Origin of the sequence: Acidocella sp. KAb 2-4, from assembly GCF_020567705.1 — a bacterium.
Taxonomy (GTDB): domain Bacteria; phylum Pseudomonadota; class Alphaproteobacteria; order Acetobacterales; family Acetobacteraceae; genus Acidocella.
Genome location: NZ_JAJDJU010000007.1, coordinates 90,919 through 116,405, shown reverse-complemented (window position 1 = coordinate 116,405; position 25,487 = coordinate 90,919). Strand labels below are relative to the sequence as shown.

Annotated in this window: 19 protein-coding genes; 13 read left to right on the top strand and 6 right to left on the bottom strand. The window is 68.3% G+C overall.

Annotated features, from left to right (window positions below):
* Positions 1-12 precede the first annotated feature (12 nt).
* The 4 genes from LI953_RS06970 (at position 13) to alaS (ending at position 6,331) form a co-directional block, all read left to right on the top strand.
* Positions 13-975: a sterol desaturase family protein gene (locus LI953_RS06970; RefSeq protein ID WP_227075323.1), complete on the top strand. Its 963-nt coding sequence runs from the start codon at positions 13-15 to the stop codon at positions 973-975.
* 12 nt (positions 976-987) lie between these two features.
* The gene (locus LI953_RS06965) at positions 988-2,214 is read left to right on the top strand and encodes an argininosuccinate synthase (RefSeq protein ID WP_227075322.1); all 1,227 of its coding nucleotides are present in this window, start codon (positions 988-990) and stop codon (positions 2,212-2,214) included.
* Positions 2,215-2,540: 326 nt separating this feature from the next.
* Positions 2,541-3,578 carry a recombinase RecA gene (gene recA, locus LI953_RS06960; RefSeq protein WP_227075344.1) on the top strand — a complete coding sequence of 346 codons (1,038 nt, stop codon included), beginning with the start codon at positions 2,541-2,543 and terminating at the stop codon, positions 3,576-3,578.
* Positions 3,579-3,694: 116 nt separating this feature from the next.
* Positions 3,695-6,331, top strand: a complete 2,637-nt coding sequence (gene alaS / locus LI953_RS06955) for an alanine--tRNA ligase (RefSeq protein WP_227075321.1) — start codon at positions 3,695-3,697, stop codon at positions 6,329-6,331.
* On the opposite strand, the gene LI953_RS06950 is transcribed toward alaS, so the two are convergent.
* The 4 genes from LI953_RS06950 to LI953_RS06935 form a co-directional block, all read right to left on the bottom strand.
* Positions 6,328-7,269 (bottom strand): glycosyltransferase, encoded by a 942-nt coding sequence (locus LI953_RS06950; protein WP_227075320.1) that lies wholly within the window; start codon positions 7,267-7,269, stop codon positions 6,328-6,330. The two genes, alaS and LI953_RS06950, sit on opposite strands and share 4 nt — an antisense overlap.
* 10 nt (positions 7,270-7,279) lie before the next feature.
* Entirely contained in the window at positions 7,280-8,683 is a 1,404-nt protein-coding gene (locus LI953_RS06945; protein ID WP_227075319.1) for a DUF2142 domain-containing protein, read from the bottom strand.
* 133 nt (positions 8,684-8,816) lie between these two features.
* The gene (gene serA, locus LI953_RS06940) at positions 8,817-10,403 is read right to left on the bottom strand and encodes a phosphoglycerate dehydrogenase (protein ID WP_227075318.1); all 1,587 of its coding nucleotides are present in this window, start codon (positions 10,401-10,403) and stop codon (positions 8,817-8,819) included.
* Positions 10,404-10,548: 145 nt separating this feature from the next.
* The gene (locus LI953_RS06935) at positions 10,549-11,721 is read right to left on the bottom strand and encodes a phosphoserine transaminase (protein ID WP_227075317.1); all 1,173 of its coding nucleotides are present in this window, start codon (positions 11,719-11,721) and stop codon (positions 10,549-10,551) included.
* Positions 11,722-11,837: 116 nt separating this feature from the next.
* Here LI953_RS06935 and LI953_RS06930 point away from each other — a divergent pair, with 116 nt between their 5' ends.
* Complete coding sequence (locus tag LI953_RS06930) at positions 11,838-12,293, top strand: Lrp/AsnC family transcriptional regulator (protein ID WP_227075316.1); 456 nt, start codon at positions 11,838-11,840, stop codon at positions 12,291-12,293.
* A 130-nt stretch (positions 12,294-12,423) separates the two neighbouring features.
* Positions 12,424-12,828 carry a hypothetical protein gene (locus LI953_RS06925; protein WP_227075315.1) on the top strand — a complete coding sequence of 135 codons (405 nt, stop codon included), beginning with the start codon at positions 12,424-12,426 and terminating at the stop codon, positions 12,826-12,828.
* A gap of 74 nt (positions 12,829-12,902) precedes the next feature.
* Here the strand turns inward: LI953_RS06925 and LI953_RS06920 are convergent, their stop codons facing one another.
* A complete protein-coding gene (locus LI953_RS06920) occupies positions 12,903-13,913 on the bottom strand; it encodes an NAD(P)/FAD-dependent oxidoreductase (protein WP_227075314.1) in 1,011 nt (336 codons plus the stop codon).
* Positions 13,914-13,971: 58 nt separating this feature from the next.
* Between LI953_RS06920 and tsaE the strand changes: the two genes are divergently transcribed.
* From tsaE to LI953_RS06895, 5 genes are read left to right on the top strand one after another with little or no spacing between them, the layout of a single operon-like run.
* Positions 13,972-14,409 (top strand): tRNA (adenosine(37)-N6)-threonylcarbamoyltransferase complex ATPase subunit type 1 TsaE, encoded by a 438-nt coding sequence (gene tsaE / locus LI953_RS06915; RefSeq protein ID WP_227075313.1) that lies wholly within the window; start codon positions 13,972-13,974, stop codon positions 14,407-14,409.
* Positions 14,410-14,433: 24 nt separating this feature from the next.
* The gene (gene addB, locus LI953_RS06910) at positions 14,434-17,322 is read left to right on the top strand and encodes a double-strand break repair protein AddB (protein ID WP_227075312.1); all 2,889 of its coding nucleotides are present in this window, start codon (positions 14,434-14,436) and stop codon (positions 17,320-17,322) included.
* On the top strand, positions 17,319-20,729 hold the full coding sequence (gene addA / locus LI953_RS06905; protein ID WP_227075311.1) for a double-strand break repair helicase AddA: 3,411 nt from the start codon (positions 17,319-17,321) through the stop codon (positions 20,727-20,729). Before addB ends, addA begins: the two co-directional genes overlap by 4 nt.
* Positions 20,730-20,784: 55 nt before the next feature.
* Complete coding sequence (trxA, locus tag LI953_RS06900; protein ID WP_227075310.1) at positions 20,785-21,102, top strand: thioredoxin; 318 nt, start codon at positions 20,785-20,787, stop codon at positions 21,100-21,102.
* A gap of 2 nt (positions 21,103-21,104) precedes the next feature.
* Entirely contained in the window at positions 21,105-21,500 is a 396-nt protein-coding gene (locus tag LI953_RS06895) for an acyl-CoA thioesterase (protein WP_227075309.1), read from the top strand.
* On the opposite strand, the gene LI953_RS06890 is transcribed toward LI953_RS06895, so the two are convergent.
* Positions 21,497-22,510, bottom strand: coding sequence for an alpha/beta fold hydrolase (locus LI953_RS06890; RefSeq protein WP_227075308.1), 1,014 nt, complete (start codon positions 22,508-22,510; stop codon positions 21,497-21,499). The two genes, LI953_RS06895 and LI953_RS06890, sit on opposite strands and share 4 nt — an antisense overlap.
* Before the next feature lie 15 nt (positions 22,511-22,525).
* Between LI953_RS06890 and LI953_RS06885 the strand changes: the two genes are divergently transcribed.
* Positions 22,526-22,720 (top strand): zinc-finger domain-containing protein, encoded by a 195-nt coding sequence (locus LI953_RS06885; RefSeq protein ID WP_227075307.1) that lies wholly within the window; start codon positions 22,526-22,528, stop codon positions 22,718-22,720.
* Complete coding sequence (polA, locus tag LI953_RS06880; protein ID WP_227075306.1) at positions 22,717-25,419, top strand: DNA polymerase I; 2,703 nt, start codon at positions 22,717-22,719, stop codon at positions 25,417-25,419. The genes LI953_RS06885 and polA overlap by 4 nt, the downstream gene beginning before the upstream one ends.
* The last annotated feature ends 68 nt before the right edge of the window (positions 25,420-25,487 follow it).

Below are 25,487 nucleotides of genomic sequence, written 5' to 3'. Positions count from 1 at the left end.
CAGGCCCCGCCGATGAGCATCGACCGCATCTTCTCCATCCTCGCCGGCTACATGGACCAATACGCCGTGCTGCCGGTCCTGTACCATTTTCATTGGATGGAATGGGGCGACTTGTCCTTCGACTGGTGCCTGGTCTGCGTCTATGGCCTGTTCGCGGTCATCCTCACCTACGCCATCTGCTGGCCGCTGGAGCATCTGCGCCCCATCGAGCACTGGCCCAACCAGAAGGCGGTGCTGGTGGACGTGTTCTACACCCTGCTCAACCGCGTCGGGGTGATCCCGGTCATCACCTTCCTGCTGTTCTATCAGGCGCAGACCGCCTTCACCGGCTGGGTGGTGAGTATGGGCTTCATCCCGCCGACGCTGGACAGTGTGATCCCCGGCCTGTTCGGCCACCCGCTGCTCACTTTCTGGATTTACGCGCTGATCCTGGATTTCGCCGATTACTGGCGCCACCGGCTCTCGCACACCTTCCGCGCCTGGTATGCGCTGCACGCCCTGCACCACGCCCAGCGCCAGATGTCCTTCTGGTCCGACGACCGCAATCATTTCTTCGACGACGCCATCGCCTTCGTCTGGTTCTTCACGCTCGGCCTGCTCATCGGCATCCCGCCGCTGCAATTCCCCCTGCTCATCCTGGGGCTGCGCTTCATCGAGAGCTTCTCCCACGCCAACATCAAGCTCTCCTATGGCCCGCTTGAGTGGCTCATCGTCTCCCCGCGCTTCCACCGGCTGCACCACGCCCTGCGCGCGGCCGGGCGGGTCTCCTGCAATTACGGCGGCGTCTTCCCGATCTGGGACATCATCTTCCGCACCGCCGATTTCTCCAATGTCTGGCTGCCCACCGGCGATGCCCGCGCGCCCGAGGCCCTGGCCACCGGCTCCTATCTCGAACAGCAGATCTGCGGCGCGAAAATGTTCTTCGCCGCCCTGTTTGCCCCCAAACGCCCCCTTGGCGGCGGCCAGGCAACGTAATAACGAGGCCCCATGAGCAAAGACATCAAAAAAGTCGTCCTGGCCTATTCCGGCGGGCTGGACACATCCGTCATTCTTCGCTGGCTGCAGAACACCTATCACTGCGAGGTGGTGACCTTCACCGCCGATCTCGGCCAGGGCGAGGAGCTGGAGCCCGCGCGCAAGAAGGCCGAGATGTTCGGCATCAAGCAGATCTTCATCGAGGATCTGCGCGAGACCTTCGTCAAGGATTTCGTGTTCCCGATGTTCCGCGCCAACGCGCTGTATGAGGGCCAGTATTTGCTCGGCACCTCCATCGCGCGCCCGCTCATCGCCCAGCGCCAGATCGAGATCGCCGAGATGGTCGGCGCCGACGCCGTTGCCCATGGCGCCACCGGCAAGGGCAACGACCAGGTGCGCTTCGAGCTCGGCTATTACGCGCTGAACCCCAATATCCGCGTCATCGCCCCCTGGCGCGAATGGGACCTGACCTCGCGCACCAAGCTGATCGAATACGCCGAGGCCAACCAGATCCCCATCACCAAGGACAAGCGCGGCGAGGCCCCGTTCTCGGTGGACGCCAACCTGCTGCACTCCTCCTCCGAGGGCAAACTCCTGGAAGACCCCTGGCAGGAGCCGGAGGAAATCGTCTATCAGCGCACCATCAGCCCGCTGGACGCGCCTGACGTGGCGACGGAAATCACCATCGACTTCCAGCACGGCGACGCGGTCGGCCTAAATGGCGAGCCACTCTCCCCCGCCACCCTCCTCACCCGCCTGAACGAATACGGCAAGGCCAACGGCATCGGCCGGCTCGACCTGGTCGAAAACCGCTTCGTCGGCATGAAGTCGCGCGGCGTGTACGAGACCCCCGGCGGCACCATCCTGCTCGCCGCGCACCGGGGCATCGAGTCCATCACGCTCGACCGCGAGGCCGGGCATTTGAAGGATAGCCTCATGCCGCGCTACGCGGAGCTGATCTATAACGGCTTCTGGTTCAGCCCCGAGCGCCGGATGCTGCAGGCGCTGATCGACACCAGCCAGGCTTCCGTCACCGGCACCGTGCGGCTCAAGCTGTACAAGGGCAATGTCATCGTCACCGGCCGGGAGAGTCCGCACTCGCTCTACTCCACCCGCATGGTCACCTTCGAGGACGATGCCGGCGCCTATAACCAGCAGGACGCGGCGGGCTTCATCAAGCTCAACTCCCTGCGGCTGCGCCTCGGCGCCGCCATCGGCCGGCGCGGCGGCGGGCTGTAACCCGCCCCGGCACCGCACACCAGCAAGGGCGCTCCCGCCAAGGGGCGCCCTTTTTGCTGCGCCCGCGCCAGTAAAACTTTTGGCCCTACGCTCGAATAAAGGTAAAACTTCAGCCGCGAACAAAAAACGAACAAATAGTCAACAAGGATGTTGCCATTTTGTTCGCGCCATGCCAGCGTCATTCTCACCGAATCACTCTGGCCTTTGAGGAAAAACACGCTATGGTTGCAGCGAGCAGCGCGAAAAAGCCGCGTTTGACAGAGATCGAGTCGATATTGGAGGCTCCCGAGGCAACCCAAATGGCAGTACCGATGGCAAAACCCGACCTGGAAAAGAACAAGGCGCTCGACGCCGCGATGGCGCAGATTGAGCGCGCCTTCGGCAAAGGCTCGATCATGCGCATGGGCGCCAAAGGCGGCGCCGAGGCCATTGAGGTCATCCCCTCCGGCTCGCTCGGGCTCGACCTCGCGCTCGGCATTGGCGGCCTGCCCCGCGGGCGCGTGGTCGAGATTTACGGCCCCGAATCGTCGGGCAAGACCACCCTCGCCTTGCATGCCATCGCCGAGGCGCAGAAGCGCGGCGGCGTCTGCGCCTTCATCGACGCCGAGCACGCGCTCGACCCCGTCTATGCCAAGAAGCTCGGGGTGGATATCGACAATCTGCTGATCTCCCAGCCCGACACTGGCGAGCAGGGGCTGGAGATTGCCGACACCCTGGTCCGTTCCGGCTCCATCGACGTACTGGTGATCGACTCCGTCGCCGCCCTGGTGCCCCGCGCCGAACTGGAAGGCGAGATGGGCGATTCCCATGTCGGCCTGCATGCCCGCCTAATGAGCCAGGCCCTGCGCAAGATCACCGGCTCGGTGGCTCGCTCCAACACCATGCTGATCTTCCTCAACCAGATCCGCCTGAAGATCGGCGTGATGTTCGGCAACCCCGAGACCACCACCGGCGGCAACGCGCTCAAATTCTACGCCTCCGTGCGCATGGAAATCCGCCGCACCGGCTCCATCAAGGAGCGTGACGAGGTCACCGGCAACCATACCCGCATCAAGGTGGTGAAAAACAAGCTGGCCCCGCCCTTCCGCCAAGTCGAGTTCGACATCATGTTCGGCGAGGGCATCTCCAAGGCCGGCGAGCTGATCGATCTCGGCGTCAAGGCCGGGGTGGTGGAGAAATCCGGCGCCTGGTTCTCTTACGACAGCCAGCGCATCGGCCAGGGGCGCGAGAACGCCAAGCAGTTCCTGCGCGACAACCCGAAAGTGGCCGATTCCATCGAGAAGAAGATCCGCGAGCAATCCGCCGCCATCGCCGAGGCGCTCATGGCCGATGACAGCGGCGACGACAGCGGCAGCGACGACTAAGCCCCGAACCGCCCCGGCCCCCGTGCCGGGGTTTTTCGTTTTTTCTCCCCGCCGCGCGCGAATCGCCGTCCAGCCCGGACTTGGCGAAAACCCTGCGGCCTTGTAATCCAGGCCCCATGGTCACCAGCAACGATATCCGCGCCACCTTCCTCAATTATTTCGCCCGCAACGGGCACCAGATCGTGCCGAGCGCGCCCCTCGTGCCGCGCAACGACCCGACCCTGCTGTTCACCAATGCCGGCATGGTCCCGTTCAAGAGCGTGTTCACCGGCCAGGAGAAGCGCCCCTATGTGCGCGCCACCTCGGCCCAGAAATGCGTGCGCGCCGGCGGCAAGCATAACGATCTCGACAATGTGGGCTACACCGCCCGCCACCACACCTTCTTCGAGATGCTGGGGAATTTCTCCTTCGGCGATTATTTCAAGGAACAGGCGATCCTCCACGCCTGGACGCTGCTGACCAAGGATTTCGGCCTGCCGCCGGAGAAGCTGCTGGTCACGGTGTACCACACCGACGACGAGGCCGCTGGGCTGTGGCAGAAGATCGCGGGCCTGCCCGAACAGAAGATCATCCACATCCCCACCGACGATAATTTCTGGCGTATGGGCGATACCGGCCCCTGCGGCCCCTGCTCCGAGATTTTCTACGACCATGGCGAGCGCATCCCCGGCGGCCCGCCCGGCAGCCCGGACGAAGACGGCGACCGCTTCATCGAGATCTGGAACCTCGTGTTCATGCAATACGAGGAAGGCCCACCCGGCACGCGCACCCCGCTGCCGCGCCCCTCGATCGACACCGGCATGGGGCTGGAGCGTTTCGCCGCCATCCTGCAAGGCAAGCACGATAATTACGATACCGACACGCTACGCGCCCTGATCCTGGCCTCCGCCGAGGCCACCGGCCAGGACCCGGACGGCGCCTTCCGCGTCAGCCACCGCGTGGTGGCCGACCATCTGCGCTCCTCCGCCTTCCTGATGGCCGATGGCGTGCTGCCCTCCAATGAGGGCCGCGGCTACGTGCTGCGCCGCATCATGCGCCGCGCCATGCGCCACGCGCACATGATGGGCGCCAAGGAGCCGCTGATGCACCGCCTGGTGCCCGCCCTCACCCGCCAGATGGGCCAGGCCTATCCCGAGCTGAACCAGGCCGAGGCGCTCATCATCGAGACGCTGAACCTCGAGGAAAACCGCTTCCGCTCGCTGCTTGACCGCGGCATTTCGCTGCTGCGCGACGAGTCCGAGGGCATCCCCGCGGGCGGCGCCCTGCCGGGTGAAGTCGCCTTCAAGCTCTACGACACCTATGGCTTCCCGCTCGACCTCACCCAGGACGCGCTGCGCGAACAGGGCAAGACCGTGGACGTGGCCGGGTTCGACGCCGCGATGGCCGAGCAGAAAGCCCGCGCCCGCGCCGCCTGGGCCGGCTCCGGCGAGGCCGCGACCGAGGCCGTGTGGTTCGAGCTGGAGCAGAAGCTCGGGCCGACCGAGTTCCTCGGCTACTCCACCGAAGCCGCCGAGGGCACCATCACCGCCCTGGTCGTCGATGGCCAGCCCGCCGATGAGGCGCTGCTGGAAAAAGACGTCTACCTGCTGCTGAATCAGACGCCGTTCTACGCCGAAAGCGGCGGCCAGGTGGGCGATACCGGCTACATCACCGGGCCCGATAACCTACGCATTCGCATCACCGACACGCAGAAAAAACTCGGCGGGCTGTTCGTGCATGTCGGCGTGGTCGAGGCCGGCACCGCCCGCGTCGGCCAGCCCGTGCTGGCCGAAATCGATCACGGGCGCCGCACCCGCATCCGCGCGCACCACTCGGCCACGCATCTGCTGCACGAGGCGCTGCGCCGCACCCTGGGCGGCCATGTCACCCAGAAGGGCTCGCTAAATAGCCCGGACCGGCTGCGCTTCGACATCTCCCAGCCCCGCCCGGTCACGGCCGATGAACTGGCGGCGGTGGAGCGCGACGTGAACGCCCGCATCCGCGAAAACACCGAAGTCACCACGCGGCTGATGACGCCCGAGGAGGCCGTGAAACTCGGCGCCATGGCCCTGTTCGGCGAGAAATACGGCGATGAGGTGCGCGTCGTCTCCATGGGCTATCCACAGGAGGACAAAGCCGCCTGGACCATCGAGCTGTGCGGCGGCACCCATGTCTCCCGCACCGGCGATATCGGGCTGTTCCGCATCGTCTCCGAGGGCGCGGTCGCGGCCGGGGTGCGCCGGATCGAGGCCCTCGCCGGCGCCGCCGCCGTCGCCGCCATCGAGGATGAATCCCGCCTGCTGGCCGAAGCCGCCGCCGCGCTGAAAGCCCAGCCCGCCGAGCTGCCCGCGCGCATCACGGCGCTGCAGGAAGACAAGAAGCGCCTGGAGCGCCAGGTGGCCGAGCTGCAAAAGAAGCTGGTGCTGGCCACCGCCACCGAATTCGAGGACGTGGCCGGGGTCAGGGCGATCCTGCGCAATGTCGGCGAGGTGTCCGCCAAGGAGCTGCGCCCCATCGCCACCGATCTGCTCAAGGGGCTGGGCACGGGCGTGGTCACGCTTGTCTCCACCGCCGAGGGCAAGGCCGCCATCGTCGTCGCGGTGTCCGACGATCTGCCGCACAGCGCGGTGGAGCTGGTGCGCGCCGCGGCGGCGGCCGTGGGCGGCCAGGGCGGCGGCGGCAATAAGGCCGTGGCCCAGGCCGGCGGCCCCAACGCCGCGCAGGCGGCCGAGGCGCTGAGAGCGGTCCGCGCCGGAATCGAGGCCGGGGCTTAACCCCCCGGCCAGCGCGGAATGACGAGATAGGCCAGACGCTTGGCCTCTTTGCGCCCGCGCGCCACGGAGTCGAGGATCAACCCGCAGGTGAAGCTGAGCATGGCGATCAGGATGATCCCCGTGGCCAGCACGGCAGTCGGCAGGCGCGGCACCAGTCCCGTATGCAGATACGTCGCCACCACCGGCACGCCGAGCCCAATGCCGAGCGCAAGCAGCAGCATGCCCGCCGCCGTGAAGAATTGCAGCGGCCGCTCCTCCTTCACCAGCGCCACGATGGTGCGCAGGATGCGCAAACCGTCTGAATAGGTGCGCAGCTTCGAGGCGGAGCCCGGCGGCCGCTCGCGATACGCCACCGGAATTTCGGCCAGCGGCATCATCAGGTCCAGCGCGTGGATGGTGAATTCGGTCTCGGTCTCAAAGCCGGAGGCCAGAGCCGGGAAGGTCTTCACGAACCGGCGCGAGAATACCCGGTAGCCGGAGAGCATATCCTGCACACGGTCGCCAAATACGGCATGCACCAGCCCGGAGAGCACGCGGTTGCCCAGCCGATGGCCACGGCGATAAGCGCCAATCGCCCCCTGCCCGGCCTGCTCCACGCGCCGCCCATTCACCATGTCGAGCTGCTCATCCAGCAGGCGCCGCACCATCTCCGGCGCCACCGCGGCGTCATAGGTGCCATCGCCATCCACCAGCACATAGGCGTCAGCTTCGATATCGGCGAACATCCGCCGCACGACATGCCCCTTGCCTTGCAAAATCTCGCGCCGCACCGCCGCCCCGGCCGCCGCCGCCGCCGCCGCCGTGCCATCGCGTGAATTATTGTCGTAAACAAAAATCTCCGCCCCCGGCAGCGCGGCGCGGAAATCCCGCACCACCGCGCCGATGGCAACTTCCTCATTGAAACAGGGGATCAGAACGGCAATGCGCGGGGGGATCATAGCGCTCGGCTCAATGCATGTAGTAGGTTTGGAGCAGGCGCATCGGGATATAGCCGATGTCAAACAGCCCGAGCAGCACCACCGGCACGGCCGGCAGCAGCGGCGCCAGACGCAGGCGCGGCATCAGGCTCGGCACCGCCACGGCGAGAAACGGGATGAAGGGGAGCAGATACCGCCCCTGAATGCCATCGATGTAATCGATCCCGACATTGCTCCAGTCGAGATAAAAGGTCAGCATGATCAGCCAGGCATTCACGGCAATCAGCCCGACGACCCAGAGCAGGCGCGCCGCCTGCTGCCGGGCGGCATAAGCCACCGGGCGGCCGCTACACAGCAGCCCCGCCACCGCCCCCCCAATGGCCACGGACCAAAGCACGTAATATCCAACCGGCATGGAGATTTGCAGCAAGCCGAGAACCCCCACCATTTCTCCCAGCCACACCACCCCCCAAAGCCCCAGCGTATGCCACGGCAGGGTGAACAGGCGCTGGGGCTGCGCCAGCAGGATCTGTAGATTCGCCGCCGCATCGGTGTGGTCGAGCAGAGTCGAATGATCCCCGGCGAAGAGCGGGCCGGCGTAATATGGCGGCTTGTAAAACGGCACCACGATGAAGGCCGAAATCAGCGCGGCCCAGAGCAGCACTGGCAGCGCCGCCAGTGCCACGTTGCGCAACCGCGTGAGCAGGCCGGGCGGCGAGAGCGGCAACAAAAATAGCGCCAGCAGCGGCAAATAAGGCGGCTTGGCCATCAGCGCCAGCGTCAGCGCCACCAAGCCGAGGGCGCGGTATCCCGCCGTCTCGCGGGTCAGCGCCGCGCCGGCGACCGCCGCCAGCGCGATCAGCACACCATCCTGATTCACCGTTCCGGCCAGAAACAGACTCATCGGCATGAGCAGCACGGCCAGCAGCAGCGCCTCGCCATAGGCGGCGACACGCAAGGCCAGCAGCCCCAGCGCCAGATACGCCGCCGCCATGCCAAACCGCGCCAGCATGATGCAGAAAAACGGCCTGCCCCCGGCAAACAGCTCTCCGGCCGCCAAGCCGAGCGCGGCGGGCACATAGGTTGCCGGAAAATAGGTGACAGTATTGGGGATATTGACAAAGACGCGCTGGGGCTGCGGCGGCTGGGCCAGCATGGCCTGAAAATCCTGCTCCGTCACCACCGGACGCCCGTCAACCGGCGTCGTCACGCCAAATGACGCGGCGATGAGGCTCTGATTGACGCGCACGCCGGCGAGCAATTTCGTGCCGCTTATATCCGGGTCTGGCTCCTGCGCGCGCGCGCCCAGCACGGCGCCGTGCAGCAGCCCTTCGGCGCGCGCCACATGCGTCGGCTCGTCCGGACTCTGCCCCGGCGGGGTCAGCAGAGCCGTCAACACCAAAACCGGCAAGGCGCACAAAACAAACAGCGCCATAACGGCGGATTTGCCGCTATAGCGCTGCAGGCTTCCAACCAAATTAAACATTAACTCACCGATCCCGCAGCCTCTTGCCGCTGGCTCTAGCCCGTGCGCGGCAGTCGCAGCAAGACCGGAGAATTACGAAACCTCAGAACGCCAGCGTCGTCGCCTGCATCACCAGCGGCAGGCCGCGCACCTGGTTCAGCACCTCGTCCGGCGTCGGGCCATCGGTGGAGACGAGGCAGATCGCATCCTCGCCCTCGGCGGCGCGGCCGAGGTGGAAGGTGGCGATGTTCACGCCCGCCTCGGCCAGCAGCATGCCAAAGCGGCCGATGAAGCCCGGTTTGTCCTTATTGGTCACATACAGCATGTGCGGAGCGAAATCCGCCTCCACCTTGATGCCCTTGATCTCAACCAGGCGCGGGCGGCCATTGCCGATCAGCGAGCCGGCCACGGCGCGGGTCGATTTCTCGGTGGTCACGGTGATCCGCACCAGCGTCTGGTAGTCGCCGATATGGTCGTTCGAGCCTTCCGCCACCTCGATGCCATGATCGCGCGCCAGCATCGGGGCGTTGACCATGTTCACGCCCTCCATCACCGGGCCGAGCAGCCCGGCCAAGGCGGCGGCGTTCAGCGGCCGGTGGTTGAGCGGCGCGGCCACGCCCTCATACTCGATCAGCACCTGCTTGATTACGCCATCCTGCGCGCGGGTGAGCTGCCCGGCAAAGGCGCCCAGCAGGCGGCACAGTTCCATATAGGGGCGCAGGCGCGGCGCCTCCTCGGCCGACACGCTCGGCATGTTGAGCGCGTTCACCACCGAGCCGGTGAGCAGGAAGTCGGAGATCTGCTCGGCCACCTGCAGCGCCACGTTCTCCTGCGCCTCGTTGGTGGAGGCGCCGAGATGCGGCGTGCACACCACGTTCTCCAGCTCGAAAAGCGGGTTCTCCTTGGCCGGCTCGACCTCGAACACGTCCAGCGCCGCCCCGGCGACATGGCCGGCTTTCAGCGCGTCATACAGCGCCGCCTCGTCCACCAGCCCGCCGCGCGCGCAGTTGATGATGCGCACGCCCTTCTTCGTCTTGGCGATCGCCTCGCGCGAGATGATGTTGCGGGTGGCCTCGATCAGCGGCGTGTGCAGGGTGATGAAATCGGCCTTGGCCAGCACCGTGTCCAGCTCCGCCTTCTCCACGCCGAGCTGCACGGCGCGGCCCTCGGTGAGATACGGGTCATAGGCCAGCACCTTCATCTTCAGCCCCACCGCGCGGTCGGCCACGATGGAGCCGATATTGCCGCAGCCGATCAGGCCGAGGGTCTTGCCGGTGACCTCCACGCCCATGAAGCGGTTCTTCTCCCACTTGCCGGCCTTGGTCGAGGCGGTGGCCTCCGGCAGCTGGCGGGCGAGCGCGAACATCATGGCGATGGCGTGCTCGGCGGTGGTGATGGCGTTGCCATTCGGGGTGTTCATCACCACCACGCCGCGCGAGGTGGCCGATTTCACATCCACATTGTCCACGCCGATACCGGCGCGGCCGACCACTTTGAGGTTGGTGGCCACATCCAGCACTTCCTTCGTCACCTTGGTGGCGGAACGGATGGCGAGGCCGTCATACTGCCCGATGATCTCGCGCAGCTCGGCCGGGGTGAGGCCGGTCTTCACGTCCACCTCGACACCGCGCTCCTTGAAAATTTCAATCGCGGCCGGGGACAGCTTATCGGAAATGAGAACTTTGACCATGTGAGGAATTTCCCTGGGTTTCACGCCGCTTTTGCAAATAGCGGCACCAAAAACGTGGCTCGGGCGGGGCCTGGGGCGTTTGCGCGCAAAAACCCCAGGCGAAAGGCACGAAAGTCTTCGCTTTTTTTCTACGAAAAAGAAGCGATCAGAACTCGTTCGCCACCGTGTCGATGGCGTAGTCGATCCAGGGCAGCAGCGCCGTGATATTCGCGGTCTCCACGGTGGCGCCGCCCCAAATGCGCAGGCCCGGCGGCGCGTCGCGATACGCCCCGGCATCCAGCGCCACATTCTCTTTCTCCAGCAGGCTGGCGACGGCCTTGGCCGCCTTGGCCTGCGCCTCGGCATCCAGCTTGGTGAACCACGGCGCGGCAATAGCCAGGCAGATCGAGGTGTTGGAGCGCGTCTGCGGCGTCTCGGCCAGGAAGCGCACGCGCTCATTGCCCTCAACCCAATCGGCCACGGCCTTGAGGTTGGCGTTGGAGCGCGCGATCAGCCCCTTGAGCCCGCCCACCGACTCCGCCCAGCGCAGCCCGTCCAGCGCGTCTTCCACGCAAAGCATCGACGGCGTGTTGATCGTCTCGCCGACGAAAATGCCTTCGCTCAGCTTGCCGCCCGAGGTCAGGCGGAAAATCTTCGGCAGCGGCCAGGCCGGCTTGTAGGTGAGCAGCCGCTCCACCGCGCGCGGGCTGAGCGCCAGCATGCCATGCGCGCCCTCGCCGCCCAGCACCTTCTGCCAGGACCACGTGACCACATCCAGCTTCTCCCATGGCAGCTCCATGGCGAAGGCGGCGGAGGTGCTGTCCGCGATCACCAGCCCCTCGCGTTCGGCGGGGATGAAATCGCCATTGGGGAAGCGCACGCCCGAGGTGGTGCCGTTCCAGGCCAGCACCACGTCGTGGCTGAAATCGATCTGGGTGACATCGGGGAGCTGCCCGTAAGCGACCTTGATGACGCGGGCATCGGCCAGCTTGAGCTGCTTGACCACATCGGTCGCCCAGGCTTCGGAGAAGGATTCATGCGCCAGCACGTCCACCGGGCGCGCGCCCAGCAGCGACCACAGCGCCATCTCCACCGCCCCGGTGTCGGAGGCCGGCACGATGCCCAGCCGCCAATCGGCGGGCATGCCCAAGATCTCCTTGGAGCGGGTGATAACCTCGGCCAGCTTCGCCTTCGGCCCCTTGGCGCGGTGGCTGCGGCCCAGCATCGCGCATTCGAGCGCGGCCAGGGTGAAGCCTGGGCGCTTGGCGCACGGGCCGGACGAGAAATTCGGATTTTGGGGACGAACCGCAGGCTTGGCGGTTGAAGAAAATTCTGCCATGAAACCTCTCCCTTGCAGAAGAAAAGCGCCCCGGTGGGGGGGCGTGACCCAGGAAGCCGTCTAGCCCAGTTCCGCCGCCGCCGCAATACTCATTCCGCAGCCAAGCCGAGACAATCATGCCCGACCTCGACAATATCGACCGCGCCATCCTCCGCCTGCTGGCGGCCGACGCCTCGCTCTCGCTCAACGACATCGCCGACAAGGTGGGGCTGACCGCCACCCCCTGCTGGAAGCGCATCAAGCGCATGGAGGAGCTCGGCATCATCAAGGGCCGCATCGCGGTGCTGGATGCCGACAAGCTCGGCCTGCCGGTCTCGGTCTTCGTGTCGGTGGAAACCTCCGACCATTCCGCCGAATGGCTGGCCCGCTTCGCCCAGGCCATCGCGCAGACGCCCGAAATCGTCGGCGCCTGGCGGATGAGCGGCGATGTCGATTATCTGCTGCATGTGGTGGTGCCCGACATCGCGGCCTATGATTCGTTCTACCGCAAGCTCATCGCGGCGGTGCCGCTGCGCAATGTTTCCTCGCGCTTCGCCATGGAGCGGATGAAGGACGGCGCCCTGCCGATCTGATCCGGGCGGCGCCGTCCATGATCCAGATCAAAACTTTCGGCGCCTGATTGTTCTCCCGCCCGTGGCTGTGTAACGTTTCCCAAATCGCCGCCGCGGCGGCGTCCCTTGTTCCGTCAGGAGTGTTTCGACCATGACCGATCTCGCCGCCGTGATCAGCAAAGCCGTCACGACCGTCCCCGAGTGCCTGGCCGCCGGCGTCGTCGATGTCGCATCGGGCCTGCTGCTCGACATCAAGACGGTAGATTCCCACCCCAGCGCGGTGATCGACCTGCTGGCCGCCGCCACCTCCGATCTGTTCCAGGGCCCCAACGTCACCGCCATCGAGACCATGTTCAAGAAATCCCGCGGGGTGGACAGTGTGGAGCATTATTTCGAAGAGATCTTCATCACCAGCAAAAACCTGCTGCACGTCTTCCTGCGCGGGCGGCGCAACGCCGATTACGTGATCTGCTTCGTCTGCCGCAAAACGGTGAATCTCGGCATGGCGCTGACCAAGGCGCGAGCCTGCGCGCCAGAAATCGAAATGGCGATCTGAACCCGCCAGCCCGCAAAAAAGCCGCTCAGTGAGCGGCTTTTTTTCATATTAACCAGATTGCGGTTAATGCCCGCTCAGCCGGGCACGCCCTTGGTGGTGGAATACTCGAAATGCAGCGCCTTGTCCGGGTTCACGAGCCCGTAAATGGCGTGCGCCGCCATCGCGCCCTCGGCGAAGCCCTGCAAAATCAGCTTCAGCTTGCCCGGATAGGTGGCGATATCGCCCACCGCGAACACGCCGGGCAGCGAGGTCTGCATGGTCGCCGGGGTCACGCTCACATGGTGCTGGGTCAGCTCCAGCCCCCATTCCGCGATCGGCCCCAGCTCCATCGCCAGCCCGAAGAAGGGCAGCAGCACATCGGCCGCCAGCTTGCGGGTGTTGCCGTCGAGATCCGCGACCTCCACCGCCGCCAGCGCCCCGCTTTGCCCGTGCAGCGCATGCAGCTGATAGGGGATCACCATCTCCACCTTGCCCTCGGCGGCGAACTGGTCGAGCTGCGCGGTGCTCTCGGGCGCGGCGCGGAATTTCGGGCGCCGGTGCACCACGGCGATATGCGCGGCCACGCCCTGCAACGCCAGCGCCCAATCCACCGCCGAGTCGCCGCCGCCGGCGATGACCACGCGCTTGCCGCGCAGATCCTCACGCCGCTTCACATAATAGCGCACCGCGCCGCTGGCCTCGAAGGCCGAGAGCCCCTCCAGTGGCGGCCGGTTCGGCCCGAACGCCCCGGCTCCCGCGGCCAGGATCACCGCCTTGGCCCGCACAATATCCCCGGCGCTGGTGGTGAGCGTGAAAGCGCCCGGCCCGCCGCTTAAGCCGGTTACTTGCCGCCCGAGCAGCTTGGCGCAGTCAAACGGCGCGATCTGCCGCTCCAGCTGCGCGATCAGCGCCGCGCCCTCGATGCTGGGATGCGCCGGAATGTCGTAGATCGGCTTCTCGGGATACAGTGCCACGCACTGCCCGCCGAGCTCGTCCAGCGCGTCGATCAGCACGCAGGACATTTTCAGCATCCCGCATTCAAACACCGAGAACATGCCGGCCGGGCCGGCGCCTATGATCGCGACATCGGTAGAAATCTGTTCCATGCGGCTGCTTTGGCGCAGCGCCCTTCCACAATCAAGCGCGGGCGGGCAAAACAGGGGCATGCGACTCCGCCTGCCCGATGATGACGCGACCCAGGATCTCGGCCGCCGGCTGGCGGCGAAGGCCCAGCCCGGCGACGTTTTGCTGCTCGAAGGCCCGCTCGGCGCCGGCAAATCGACGCTGGCGCGCGCCTTCATCCGCGCCCTGCTGCACGCCCCGCGCCTAACCGTGCCGAGCCCCACCTTCACCCTGGTGCAGAGCTACACCGCGCCTTCGGGGGTGGAGATCTGGCATTACGATCTGTGGCGGCTGGACGGCCCGGCCGGGCTGGAGGAGCTGGGCTGGGACGAGGCGCAGGACGGCATCGTGCTGGTGGAATGGCCGGACCGGCTGGGTGACCTCACCCCGCCCCACGCGCTGCATCTGCGCCTGAGCCATGACGGCGCGGGGCGGCTGGCGGAATTGCGCGGAGAGGCACGGTGGCTCGATGGTCTCTAGCGCGCCATGGCCCGGAGGCCGCGTATGAAGCTCGGCGCCTTCGCCCCACAGGCGCCCTTCCTGCCCGCGCTCGCCCGGCTGTGGCTGGAGTCGGACAAGGCCGCGCATGAGGGGCTGATCATCCTGCCCAGCCGCCGCGCCGCCCAGGCTCTGGCCGGGGCGTTTCTCGAGGCCAATGGCGGCCAGGCGCTGCTGCTGCCGCGCATCATCGCGCTCGGCAATATCGACGAGGCCGGGCTGCTGCTGACCACCGGCTTCAGCCTGCCCCCGGCGATTCCGGCGGCGCAGCGCCAGGCGCATCTGGCCCGGCTGATCCTGGCCATGAACGGCGAGGCCGGAGCGCCGCAACGGCTCGGCGCCGCCTGGGCGCTGGCGGCGGAGCTGGCCGCGCTGCTCGACGAAGCCGACCATGCCGAGACCGACCTCGCCGCCACCCTGCCCAATGTGGTGGCCGCGGAACTGGCCGAGCATTGGCAGAAGACGCTGCAATTCCTGAGCATCGTCACCCATGCCTGGCCCGCGCATCTGGCCGCGAACGGGCTGCTCAACCCCGCCGCGCGGCTGGTGAAGCTGATCGACGCCCAGGCCGCCGCCTGGCGCGCCGCGCCGCCCGCGCACCGGGTCTGGATGGTCGCCGCCGAAGGCACCCCGGCCATTGCCCGCATGGCCGGGGTGGTCGCCAGCCTGCCGCAAGGGCTGCTAATCCTGCCCGGCTTCGACCCGGGCCTGGACGACAAAGCCTGGGACGCCCTGGATGACAGCCACGCCCAAGGCGGCATCGCCCGGCTGCTGGCGCAGATCGGCGCCCGGCGCGAGGAAGTGCGCCCCCTGCCCGCCCCGCGAGGCGTTGTGCCCGCAGGGCGCGGCGCCGTGCTCTCCCGCGCCCTGCTGCCCGCCGCCGCGCTATCCGCCTGGCAGGATGACGCGGCCCTCGACATCACCGGGCTGGCGCGGCTGGAAACGCCGGACGAGGCGCAGAACGCCACCGCCATCGCCATGATCCTTCGCGGGGCGCTGGATACGCCCGGCACCACGGCGGCGCTCATCACCCCGGATCGTGGGCTGGCGGCGCGGGTGGCGGCGGCGCTGCACCGCTTCGGCATCACCGCCGATGACAGCGCGGGCGAGCCGCTCGCCCAAACCCCGCCCGCCGCCTTCCTGCGCCTGCTCGCCCGCGCCGCCGCCGCCGAATACGCGCCGCTGCCGCTGCTCGCCTTGCTCAAGCATCCGCTCGCCGCCGGGGGGCTGGCGCCGCAGGAGTTCCGCGCCCAGGCGCGCCGGCTGGAGCTGCGCGCCTTGCGCGGGCCGCGTCCGGGGCCGGGCTTCGACGGGCTGAAATTCCGGCTGAAGGAGTCGCGGCAGGCGGAGCGGGATTTCCTCGACCGGCTGGAGTTGCGGCTGGCGCCCCTGGCCCTGCCCGCGGCGCTGCCCCCCGCCGAGGCGCTGCGCCGGCTGCTCGCCGCCGCCGAGGCCCTGGCCGCCACCAACGAGGCCGAGGGCGCGGCGGCGCTGTGGTCGGGCGAGGCCGGGCTGGCGCTCTCCGAGCGGCTGCTGGAGGTGCTGGGCGCGCTGGAGGGCCTGCCGGACATCCATCCCGCCGAACTGGCCGAATTGCTAGACGAGCTGCTGCACGGCCCGGTGGTGCGCCGCCCCCGCGCCAAGGACGGGCATCCGCGCATCGCCATCTGGGGTATTCAGGAGGCCGCGCTGCAACAGGTGGACGTGGCGGTGCTGGGCGGGCTGGTGGAGGGCGTCTGGCCCGCCCCGGCCGAGCCCGGCCCCTGGCTCTCGCGCCCCATGCGCAAGCTGGCCGGGCTGCCCTCGCCGGAGCAGAAAATCGGCCAGGCGGCGCATCAATTCTTCGCGCTGGCCAGCGCCTGCCGCGAGGTGGTGCTGGCCGCGCCGCTGCGGCGCGAACGCGCTCCGGCCGTGCCCGCGCGCTGGCTCACCCGGCTGGAGGCGATGCTGTCCGGGGCGAAGCTGGCCCTGCCCCGGCACGGCGCCGCCTCCTGGGCCGCGCAGCTCGACCTGCCCGCGCGCCGCGAGCGCCGCCCCAAGCCGCGCCCCGCCCCGCCCGCCGCGGCGCGACCAAAACGGCTCTCGGTCACCGAGATCGCCACGCTGATGGCCGACCCCTACGCGATTTATTGCCGCAAGGTGCTGGGCATCGCGGAGCTGGACGCGCTGGACGAGGAAAGCGACCAGAGCCTGTTCGGCGAGATCGTGCATGCCGGGCTGGCGGAATTTTTCGCCGACAAGCACGCCGCCAACCGCCCTGACGCAACCGCCACGCTGACCACGGCGCTGCTCACCGCCATGCGCCAGCAGCGCCCGCGCGCGGCGCTGGAGCAATGGTGGGCGGCGCGGCTGGAGCGGATCGCGGAGTGGGTGATCCGGGAGGAACAGCGCCGCCGCAAGGAGCACGGCACGCCGCTGGCCCTGGCGCATGAGGTGAAGGGCGAGCTGGCCCTGCCGGGCGGCTTCACCCTGGTTGGCCGCGCCGACCGCATCGAGCGCGCCGCCGGTGGCGGGGTGAGCCTGATCGATTACAAGACCGGCACCGTGCCCAGCGCCAAGGCGGTGAAATCCGGCGCCGCGCCGCAATTGCCGCTGGAGGCGGTGATGGCCGAGGCCGGGGCGTTCGGCGCTGAGTTCCATGGCGACGTGGCCGAAATGAGCTATCTCAAACTCTCCGGCCGGGCCGCGCCGGGCGAGGAGACGCGGCCGTTCAGGAGCAAGGCCGAGCTGGACGAGGCGGTGGACCAGGCCGCCGCGGCGCTGCCCGAGCTGTTCGCCCGCTATGCGCGGGCCGAGATGCCGTATCTCGCCGCGCCGCACCCGGCGCGGGAGACCCCCTATGACGCCTATGCCGGCATCTCCCGCCGCGCGGAATGGGAGGGCGAGCCGGAATGAGCGCCATTGTCATCGCCAACGCCCAGCAGCTTCAGGCCTCCGACCCGGCGGTATCGGCCTTCGTCGCCGCCTCGGCGGGCTCGGGCAAGACCAAGCTGCTCACCGACCGGCTGTTGCGCCTGATGCTGGCCGGCACCGCGCCGGAGAAGATTTTGTGCCTCACCTACACCAAGGCGGCGGCGGCGGAGATGCGCATCCGCCTGAACAAGCGCCTGGGCGAATGGGTGGTGAAGGAGGACGCGGCGTTGCGCGCCGATCTCGCCGCGCTCAACGTGCCCGCCAGCGCCGCCACGCTGGCCCTGGCGCGCCAGCTTTTCGCCCAGGTGCTGGACCTGCCGGGCGGGATGCGGATCGAGACGATCCACGCCTTCTGCCAGTCGCTGCTGCGGCGCTTTCCGCTGGAGGCCGGGCTGTCGCCGCATTTCGAGGTGGCGGATGACGAGCAGGCGACGCGGCGGCTGCGCGAGGCGCGCGAGGCGGCGCTGGCCGACCCCGGCGCGCGCGAGGCGGTGCGGGCGCTGGCGGCCCAAACCAATGAGCAGGATTTCGCGGAACTGACGCAGCAATTCGTGCTGGAAGCGCCGGTGGCCCTGCTCAATGGCGGCATCGGCCTGGACCAGTTGGCGGCGCAGCAGCGCGGCGCGCTGGGGGCGGGCGAGCTGAGCGAGGCGGAACTGCTGGCGGCGGCGGTGAATATCCCGCGCGAGGCCGAATTACGCGAGATCCTCCAGGCCATCGCCGAACGCGGCAACGCGACCGGGGTGAAAAACGCCTATCCGCTGCTGGATTGGCTGGCCCTGCCCCCCGAAGCCCGCGCCGCGCACTGGGATGACTGGGCGCACGGGTTTCTCACCGAGGGCAAGCCGCGTACCTTCAAGGGCTATTGCGGCGCGAAGCTGAAAACCGAGGAGGACGACTACAAGGCCGCGCTGCTGCGCGAGGCCTCCCGCATCCTGGCCGCGCTGGAGGCGCTGAAGGCGGCGCGGCTGGCGGCGCTCAACGCGCATCTGGCGCGGCTGCTGCTGCCGATCGCGGCCAGCGAGCGCGGGGAGAAGCTGCTCGCCTCGCAGCTCAGCTATGGCGACTTGATCAGCCACACCGAAAAACTGCTGATCGACCCCGGCGCCGCCTGGGTGCTGTATAAGCTCGATGGCGGGCTGGAGCATCTGTTGCTCGACGAGGTGCAGGACACCGCGCCCGAGCAATGGGAAATCGCCACCGCCCTGGCCGGGGAGTTCTTCGCGGGGGAGGGCGCGCGCGAGGCCAGCCGCAGCATCTTCGCGGTGGGCGACGCCAAGCAGTCGATCTTCTCCTTCCAGGGCGCCGATCTGCGCAGCTTCGGCAAATACCGGGAGCGCTTCAAAGCCAAGGCGGTCGGCGCCGGGCGCCGCTGGCTCGATGGCGAACTCTCCGTCTCGTTCCGCTCCACCGCGCCGGTGCTGGCGCTCACCGACGCCGTGTTCGCCGCCGGGCCGGCGCGCGCTGGCGTGGTGGCGCCGGGCGAGACGCTGAAACATGAGGTGAGCCGCGCCGGCCAGGCCGGGCGGGTGCTGCTCTGGCCGCTGGCGCAAGCGCGCGAGGCGGGGGAACTGCCCGCCTGGGGCCTGGCCGAGGATTACGCCAGCGCCGATTCGGCCCGCGCGGTGCTGGCGCGCGACATCGCCGCCTGGGTGGCCGAGCGGCTGCGCCAGCCCCTGCCCTCGCGCCACCGCCGCGCGCGGCCCGGCGATTTTCTGATCCTGGTGCGCCGGCGCGACGCGCTGGTCGGGGCGGTGACGGCGGCGCTGAAAGCGCGGGGCATTCCCGTCGCCGGGCTGGACCGCATGGTGCTGACGGCGCAGCAGCCGGTGAGCGACCTGCTGGCGCTGTGCGACGCGCTGCTGCTGCCCGATGACGACCTCGCCTTCGGGCAATTCCTGGCCTCGCCGCTGGGTGGGCTGAGCGACGCGGCGCTGATGGAGCTCGCCCTGGGCCGGGGCGCCAAGAAGCTGGTGGAGGCGCTCTATTCCCGCGCCGGAGAACGCGAGGATTGGGCGGCGGCGAAGAGCTTCTTCGAGGCGCTGCGGGCCAAGGCCGATTTCCTGCCGCCTTACGCGCTGCTGGCCGAGGCGCTGGGGCCACTCGGCGGACGGGCGAAGCTGCTGCGGCGGCTGGGGGCGGAGGCGGCGGAGCCGATCGACGAATTCCTGGCCGAGGCCCTGGCCTTCGCTGGGCGCGAGCCGGGCTCGCTGCAAATGTTCACCGCCGCGCTGCGCCAGACCAGCGCCACCATCAAGCGCGAGACCGAGGCCGGGGGCGACGAGGTGCGGATCATGACCGTGCATGGCGCCAAGGGGTTGCAGGCGCCGATCGTGATCCTGCCCGACACGGCGGCGATGCCGGACCATGACCGCACGCTGTTCTGGCTGGATGTGCCGCAGGAAAACGCGCAGGTGCCGGTATTCTGCCCGCGCAGCGACGCGCGCTCAGAGGCGGTGGCGCGCGCGGCGGAGGCGAATAAGGAGGCGGCGCGGCAGGAATATAACCGCCTGCTCTATGTCGCCCTCACCCGCGCCGAGGATGAGCTGCTGGTCTGCGGCGCCGAGGGCAAGAAGGGCCTGCCGGAGCATTGCTGGTATGAGGCGGTGCGCGAGGGCTTCGCCCGGCTGCCCGCGCGCGATGAAAACGGCGTGCAGGTTTATGATTGCGAGCAGAGCGCCCCGCCGGACCGCGCCGAGCTTCATGTGGCCGCGCAGCCCGCCGCCCTGCCCGGCTGGCTCTCCGGCGCGCCAGGCTGGCAGGCCGCGCCCCCGCCCAAGGAGGCGGCGAAACCCGAGCGCATCGTGCCCAGCCGCGGCGTGGACGAGGCGGCAAAACGCGCCATCGCCGCCAGCCCGCTCGGCACCGGGCTCGCCGCCGCGCGGGCGGCGCGGATGGTGGCGATGGAACGCGGCACGGCGATCCACGCGCTATTGCAGCATTTGCCCGATCTGCCCGCCGCCCAACGCCCGGAAACGGCGGCGGCGTATCTGGCCGCGCAGCCGGGCCTGGCGGATGAATCGGAGAAGATCTCCGCCGCGGTGCTGGCGATCCTGTCCAACCCCACCCTGGCGCCGCTCTTCGGGCCGGAATCGCGAGCCGAGGTGCCGCTGGCGGGGGTGGTGAATGGCCGCGAGATCGGCGGCATGGTGGACCGGCTGGCGCTGACGCCGGGGGAGATCTGGCTGGCCGATTACAAGACCGACCGCGCCCCGCCCGCCAGCCCGGCCGGGATTCCGCCCCAATACCTCACCCAGCTCGCCGCCTACCGCGCCATCCTGCGCGACATCCATCCCGGCCGGGCGGTGCGGGCCGTGTTGATCTGGACGCAGAGCGCGACCGCGATGGATGTGCCCGGCGCGACGCTGGATGGCGCCGCCCCGGCTTGATCGGCGGGCGGTTCGCCGCCATGTTACCGGCCATCGCAGTTTTATTGGGTGAACCATGAGCAAAGCCGTTACCGACGCGACCTTCGAAACCGATGTGCTGAAATCCGGCACCCCCGTGCTGGTCGATTTCTGGGCCGAGTGGTGCGGGCCGTGCCGGTCCATCGCGCCGTCGCTGGAGGATTTGTCCAAGGAGTTCGAGGGCAAGCTCGAAGTGGTGAAGGTGAATATCGACGAAAACCCGATGACGCCGAGCGCCTTCGGCGTGCGCGGCATCCCGACGCTGATCATCTTCAAGGACGGCAAGCCCGCCGCCACCCAGGTTGGCGCCGCGCCGAAATCGGTGCTCAAGGCGTTCATCGAAAAGCACCTCTGAGCATGACGGAAACCGTAGCGGAACGCCCGCCTGAGGGCATTCCGATGGTGCGCGTCATCGCCATGCCCGCCGACACCAATGTCAATGGCGACATTTTTGGCGGTTGGCTGATGAGTCAGATGGACCTCGCCGCCGGGAATCTCGCCTCGCGCGTCTCCGGCGGGCGCTGTGTCACCGTGTCGGCGGACGCGATGAGCTTCATCCGCCCGGTGAAGGTGGGCGACGAGGTGAGCGTGTATTGCGAGCTGCTCGCCACCGGCCGCACCTCGATGAAGATCGCCGTGGAGGCCTGGCGCCGCGCCCGCGTGGGCGGCGAGGAATACCGCGTGACCAAGGCGACCTTCACCTTCGTCGCCATCGACGAGCAGGGCAAGCCGCGCCCAGTGCACGCGCCTTAATCGGCCAGAAACACCGTGGCGGCGCTTGGCGCCGATGATGGCAGGCCGCGCCCCTCGATATAGGCCAGGATATCGGCGCTCGGGGTGGCGCGCTCCAGGTCGCGCGGGAGCAGGTGGTAATCCGGCGGGTAGTAGGCGAGCGTCACCGGCGCGGCGGGCGGAATCGCCTGCCAGCAGCGCCGCATCGCCGCTTTCGGGATCAGCTCGTCATGCCCGCCATAGAGGATGAGCGCGGGCTGGCGGAAGGCGGCGCAGGCATCCTGCGCCCACCCCATCAGCCGCACCAGCCCGGCGATATTGTCGAGCCGTGAGGCATGGATGGTGAGCGGGTCTTCGCCAAAGGCGATCAGCGCGGCCATGTTGTCCGAGGCGCGCACCCGCACCGCCTGCCCGGTGAGGCGCTTGCCTGGCGCGACATACGCCGCCACGCGCAGCACCTCGCGGTAAAACGGGTTCATCGCCGGGCCGCCCCACACCGCCGGGGCGGAGAGGATATAGCCATCCACCGGCGGCGGGTTGGGTTCCGCCCCCAGCAGCAGCCCGACCGCGCCGCCCATGCTCTCGCCCATGACGAACAATTTCACCCCCGGATATTGCGCGCGCAGCTGCACGGCCTCGGCCCGCGCCTCATCCACCAGAGTTTCCGTGCCGGGCCAATGGCCGCGATTGGGGGCGGCACCGAAGCCGGATTGGTCGGGCGCGTAAAGCGCGATGCCGTGCGGCGCCAGATAGGCCGCGAGCATCGCCCAACCGTCGCGGCTGTCGGTATAGCCATGCAATGCGAGAATAACGGCCTTGACCTGCCCCGACGCTGGGTAGAGCCGGTACGGCAGGCGCGCGCCGTCGGGCAGGGCGAAAACACCGCTGGTGACGATGGGATGGCCGGGCGTGGCCCGGGGCACGCCAAAGGGCGGCGAGGCGCAGGCCACGAGCAGGGCCAGCAGCGGCAGCGCCCGCGCCGGTTTGGGCAATGCGCGGAATGCCGTTATGATGCGCGCGAGTTTGACCAAACGAGGCAAGAGACGATGAGCGTGCAGACAGACGCGGTGAACGCGACCGAGATCATTCATGTGAAAACCCCCGCGATCTCCTGCGATGGCGGCGGCGGGCCGCTTGGTCATCCGCGTATTTACCTGCGAATCACCGGCAAGCAAATCGCCTGCCCGTATTGCTCGCGCATTTACGTGCTGGATGAGGGCGCGGCGGACGACAGCCATTGAGGCTCGTTCTCGTCGACGGCTCGGGCTTCATCTTCCGGGCCTTCCACGCCCTGCCGGACATGACGCGCCCCGATGGCGTGCATGTGAACGCGGTGTTCGGCTTCTGCAACATGCTGGCGCGGTTGCTCAAGGAGCATTCCGGCACGCATATCGCCGTGGTGTTCGATGCCGGACGGCACACCTTCCGCAACCGGATTTATGGCGAGTACAAGGCCCACCGGCCGCCGCCGCCGCCCGAGCTGGTGCCGCAATTCGCGCTGATCCGCGAGGCGACACGCGCCTTTGGCGTACCGGCGGTGGAGCTGGCCGATTGGGAAGCGGATGATCTGATCGCCGCCTATGCCAAGGCCGCCACCGAGGCCGGGGGCGAGGCGGTGATCGTGTCCTCCGATAAGGACCTGATGCAGCTGCTGCGCCCGGGGGTGAGCATGCTCGACCCGATGAAGAACACACCGATCGGCCTGGCCGAGGTGGAGGCAAAATTCGGCGTGGCGCCGGAGAAGGTGGTCGAGGTGCAGGCCCTGATCGGCGATCCGGTGGATAACGTGCCGGGCGTGCCGGGCATCGGGCCGAAGGGCGCGGCGGCGCTGATCAACGAATATGGCTCGCTGGAGCAGGTGCTGGACGCCGCCCCCGCGATGAAGCCGAGCAAGCGGCGCGAGGCGCTGCTGGAACACGCCGCAGCGGCGCGGCTCTCGCGTGAGTTGGTGGTGCTGCGCGACGACGCCCCCCTGCCCGCGCCGGTGGAGAGCTTCGCGGTACAGCCCTGGGACCCGGCGGTGCTGCGCGAATTCCTGGTGCAGAATAATTTCCGCAGCCTGCGCCACCGGCTGGGGCTGGAGGGCGAGGCGCAGGAAGAAGCGCCGCCGCCGGTGAGCGCCGCCGCCTTCGGGCCCTATGCCGCCATCACCACCCGCGCGGCGCTGGAGGCGCTGGTGGCGCAGGCACGGGCCTCCGGGCTGCTGGCGCTGGCGGTGCAAACGGCCACGCCCGGCGCGCTGCATGGCGATCTGGTCGGGCTGGGCCTCGCCACCGGGGCCGGCGAGGCGGCCTATCTGCCGCTGGCGCATGAGCTGATTCTGGGCGACGCGCCGCATCTATCGCTGGACGAGGCCAAGGCGCTGCTGGCGCCGCTGCTGGCCGAGCCGGGCGTGCTGAAGATTTTCCACGACGCCAAGCAGGGGCTGGAGGTGCTGCGCGGCGCCGGGCTGGCCGAGGTGGCGCCGCTGGATGACGTGATGCTCGTCTCCTACGCCCAGGATGCCGGGAATTTCGCGCATGACGCCGCCACGCTGGCGCGCGTGCATCTCAACCACACCGCCACCGAGGCCGAGTCGGCCACGGGCAGCGGGCGGGCGCGCGTGTCCTTCGCTGCGGCGAAGCTGGACCAGGCCACCGCCTACGCGGCGGAAGCGGCGGATGTGGCGCTGCGGCTATGGCAGGCGCTGAAGCCGATGCTGCGCGCTCATAAATCGCTGGCGCTGTATGAGCTGGTGGAGAAAAAGCTGATCGCCGTGCTGGCCGATATGGAGGCGCATGGCGTGATGGTGGACCGGGCCGATCTCGCCGCCATGTCCACCGAGTTCGAGGGCCGCATGGCGCAGATCGAGGCGGAGATCCACCGCCTCGCCGGGCAGGATTTCAATGTCGGCAGCCCCAAGCAGCTGGGTGAGATCCTGTTCGAGACGATGGGCCTGCCCGGCGGCAAAAAGGGCAAGACCGGCGCCTGGGGCACGGATTCCTCGGTGCTGGAGGGACTGGCCGAGCAGGGCGTGGAGATCGCGCAGCGTGTGATGGATTGGCGCCAGCTCGCCAAGCTCAAGAGCACCTATGCCGACGCGCTGATCGGGCAGATCGACCCGCGCACCGGGCGCGTGCATACCAGCTTCCAGATGGCGGCGACGACCACCGGGCGGCTCTCCTCCACCGACCCGAATCTGCAGAACATCCCGATCCGCACGCAAGAGGGGGCGCGGATCCGCAAGGCCTTCATCGCCGCGCCGGGGCACAGCCTGATCTCGGCCGATTACTCGCAGATCGAGCTGCGCCTGCTCGCGCATGTGGCCGATATCCCGGCGCTGAAGGAGAGCTTCGCCAAGGGCGAGGACATCCATGCCCGCACCGCCTCCGAGGTGTTCGGCGTGCCGATGGAGGGGATGGACGCGCTCACCCGGCGCCGCGCCAAGGCGATCAATTTCGGCATCATCTACGGCATTTCCGCCTTCGGGCTGGGACGCCAGCTCGGCATCGCGCCCGGGGAGGCGCGCGCCTATATCGACGCCTATTTCCAGCGCTACCCGGAAATCCGCGCCTATATGGAGGCAGCGAAGGAGCAGGCGCGCACGCATGGCTATGTGCTCACCCCGTTCGGGCGGCGTTGCTGGGTGCCCAAGATCAAGGACAAAATCCCGAGCCTGCGCGCCTATGCCGAGCGCCAGGCGATCAACGCGCCGCTGCAAGGCGGGGGCGCGGATATCATCAAACGCGCGATGGTGAAGCTGCCCAGCGCGCTGCGCGCGGCAGGGCTGAAGGCAAGGCTGATCTTGCAGGTGCATGACGAATTGCTGTTCGAGGCGCCGGATGACGAGGCCGAGGCGGCGGCGGCGCTGGCGCGCCAAGTGATGCAAAACGCGGCGGAACTCTCGGTGCCGCTGGTGGTGGAGACGGGGACCGGCAAGAACTGGGGCAAGGCGCATTGAGCCGCGCCGCCCGCGCAAGGGGCGCTGAAAACCCATGGCCGGTTTGAGCATGCCGTATATCCGGTAAC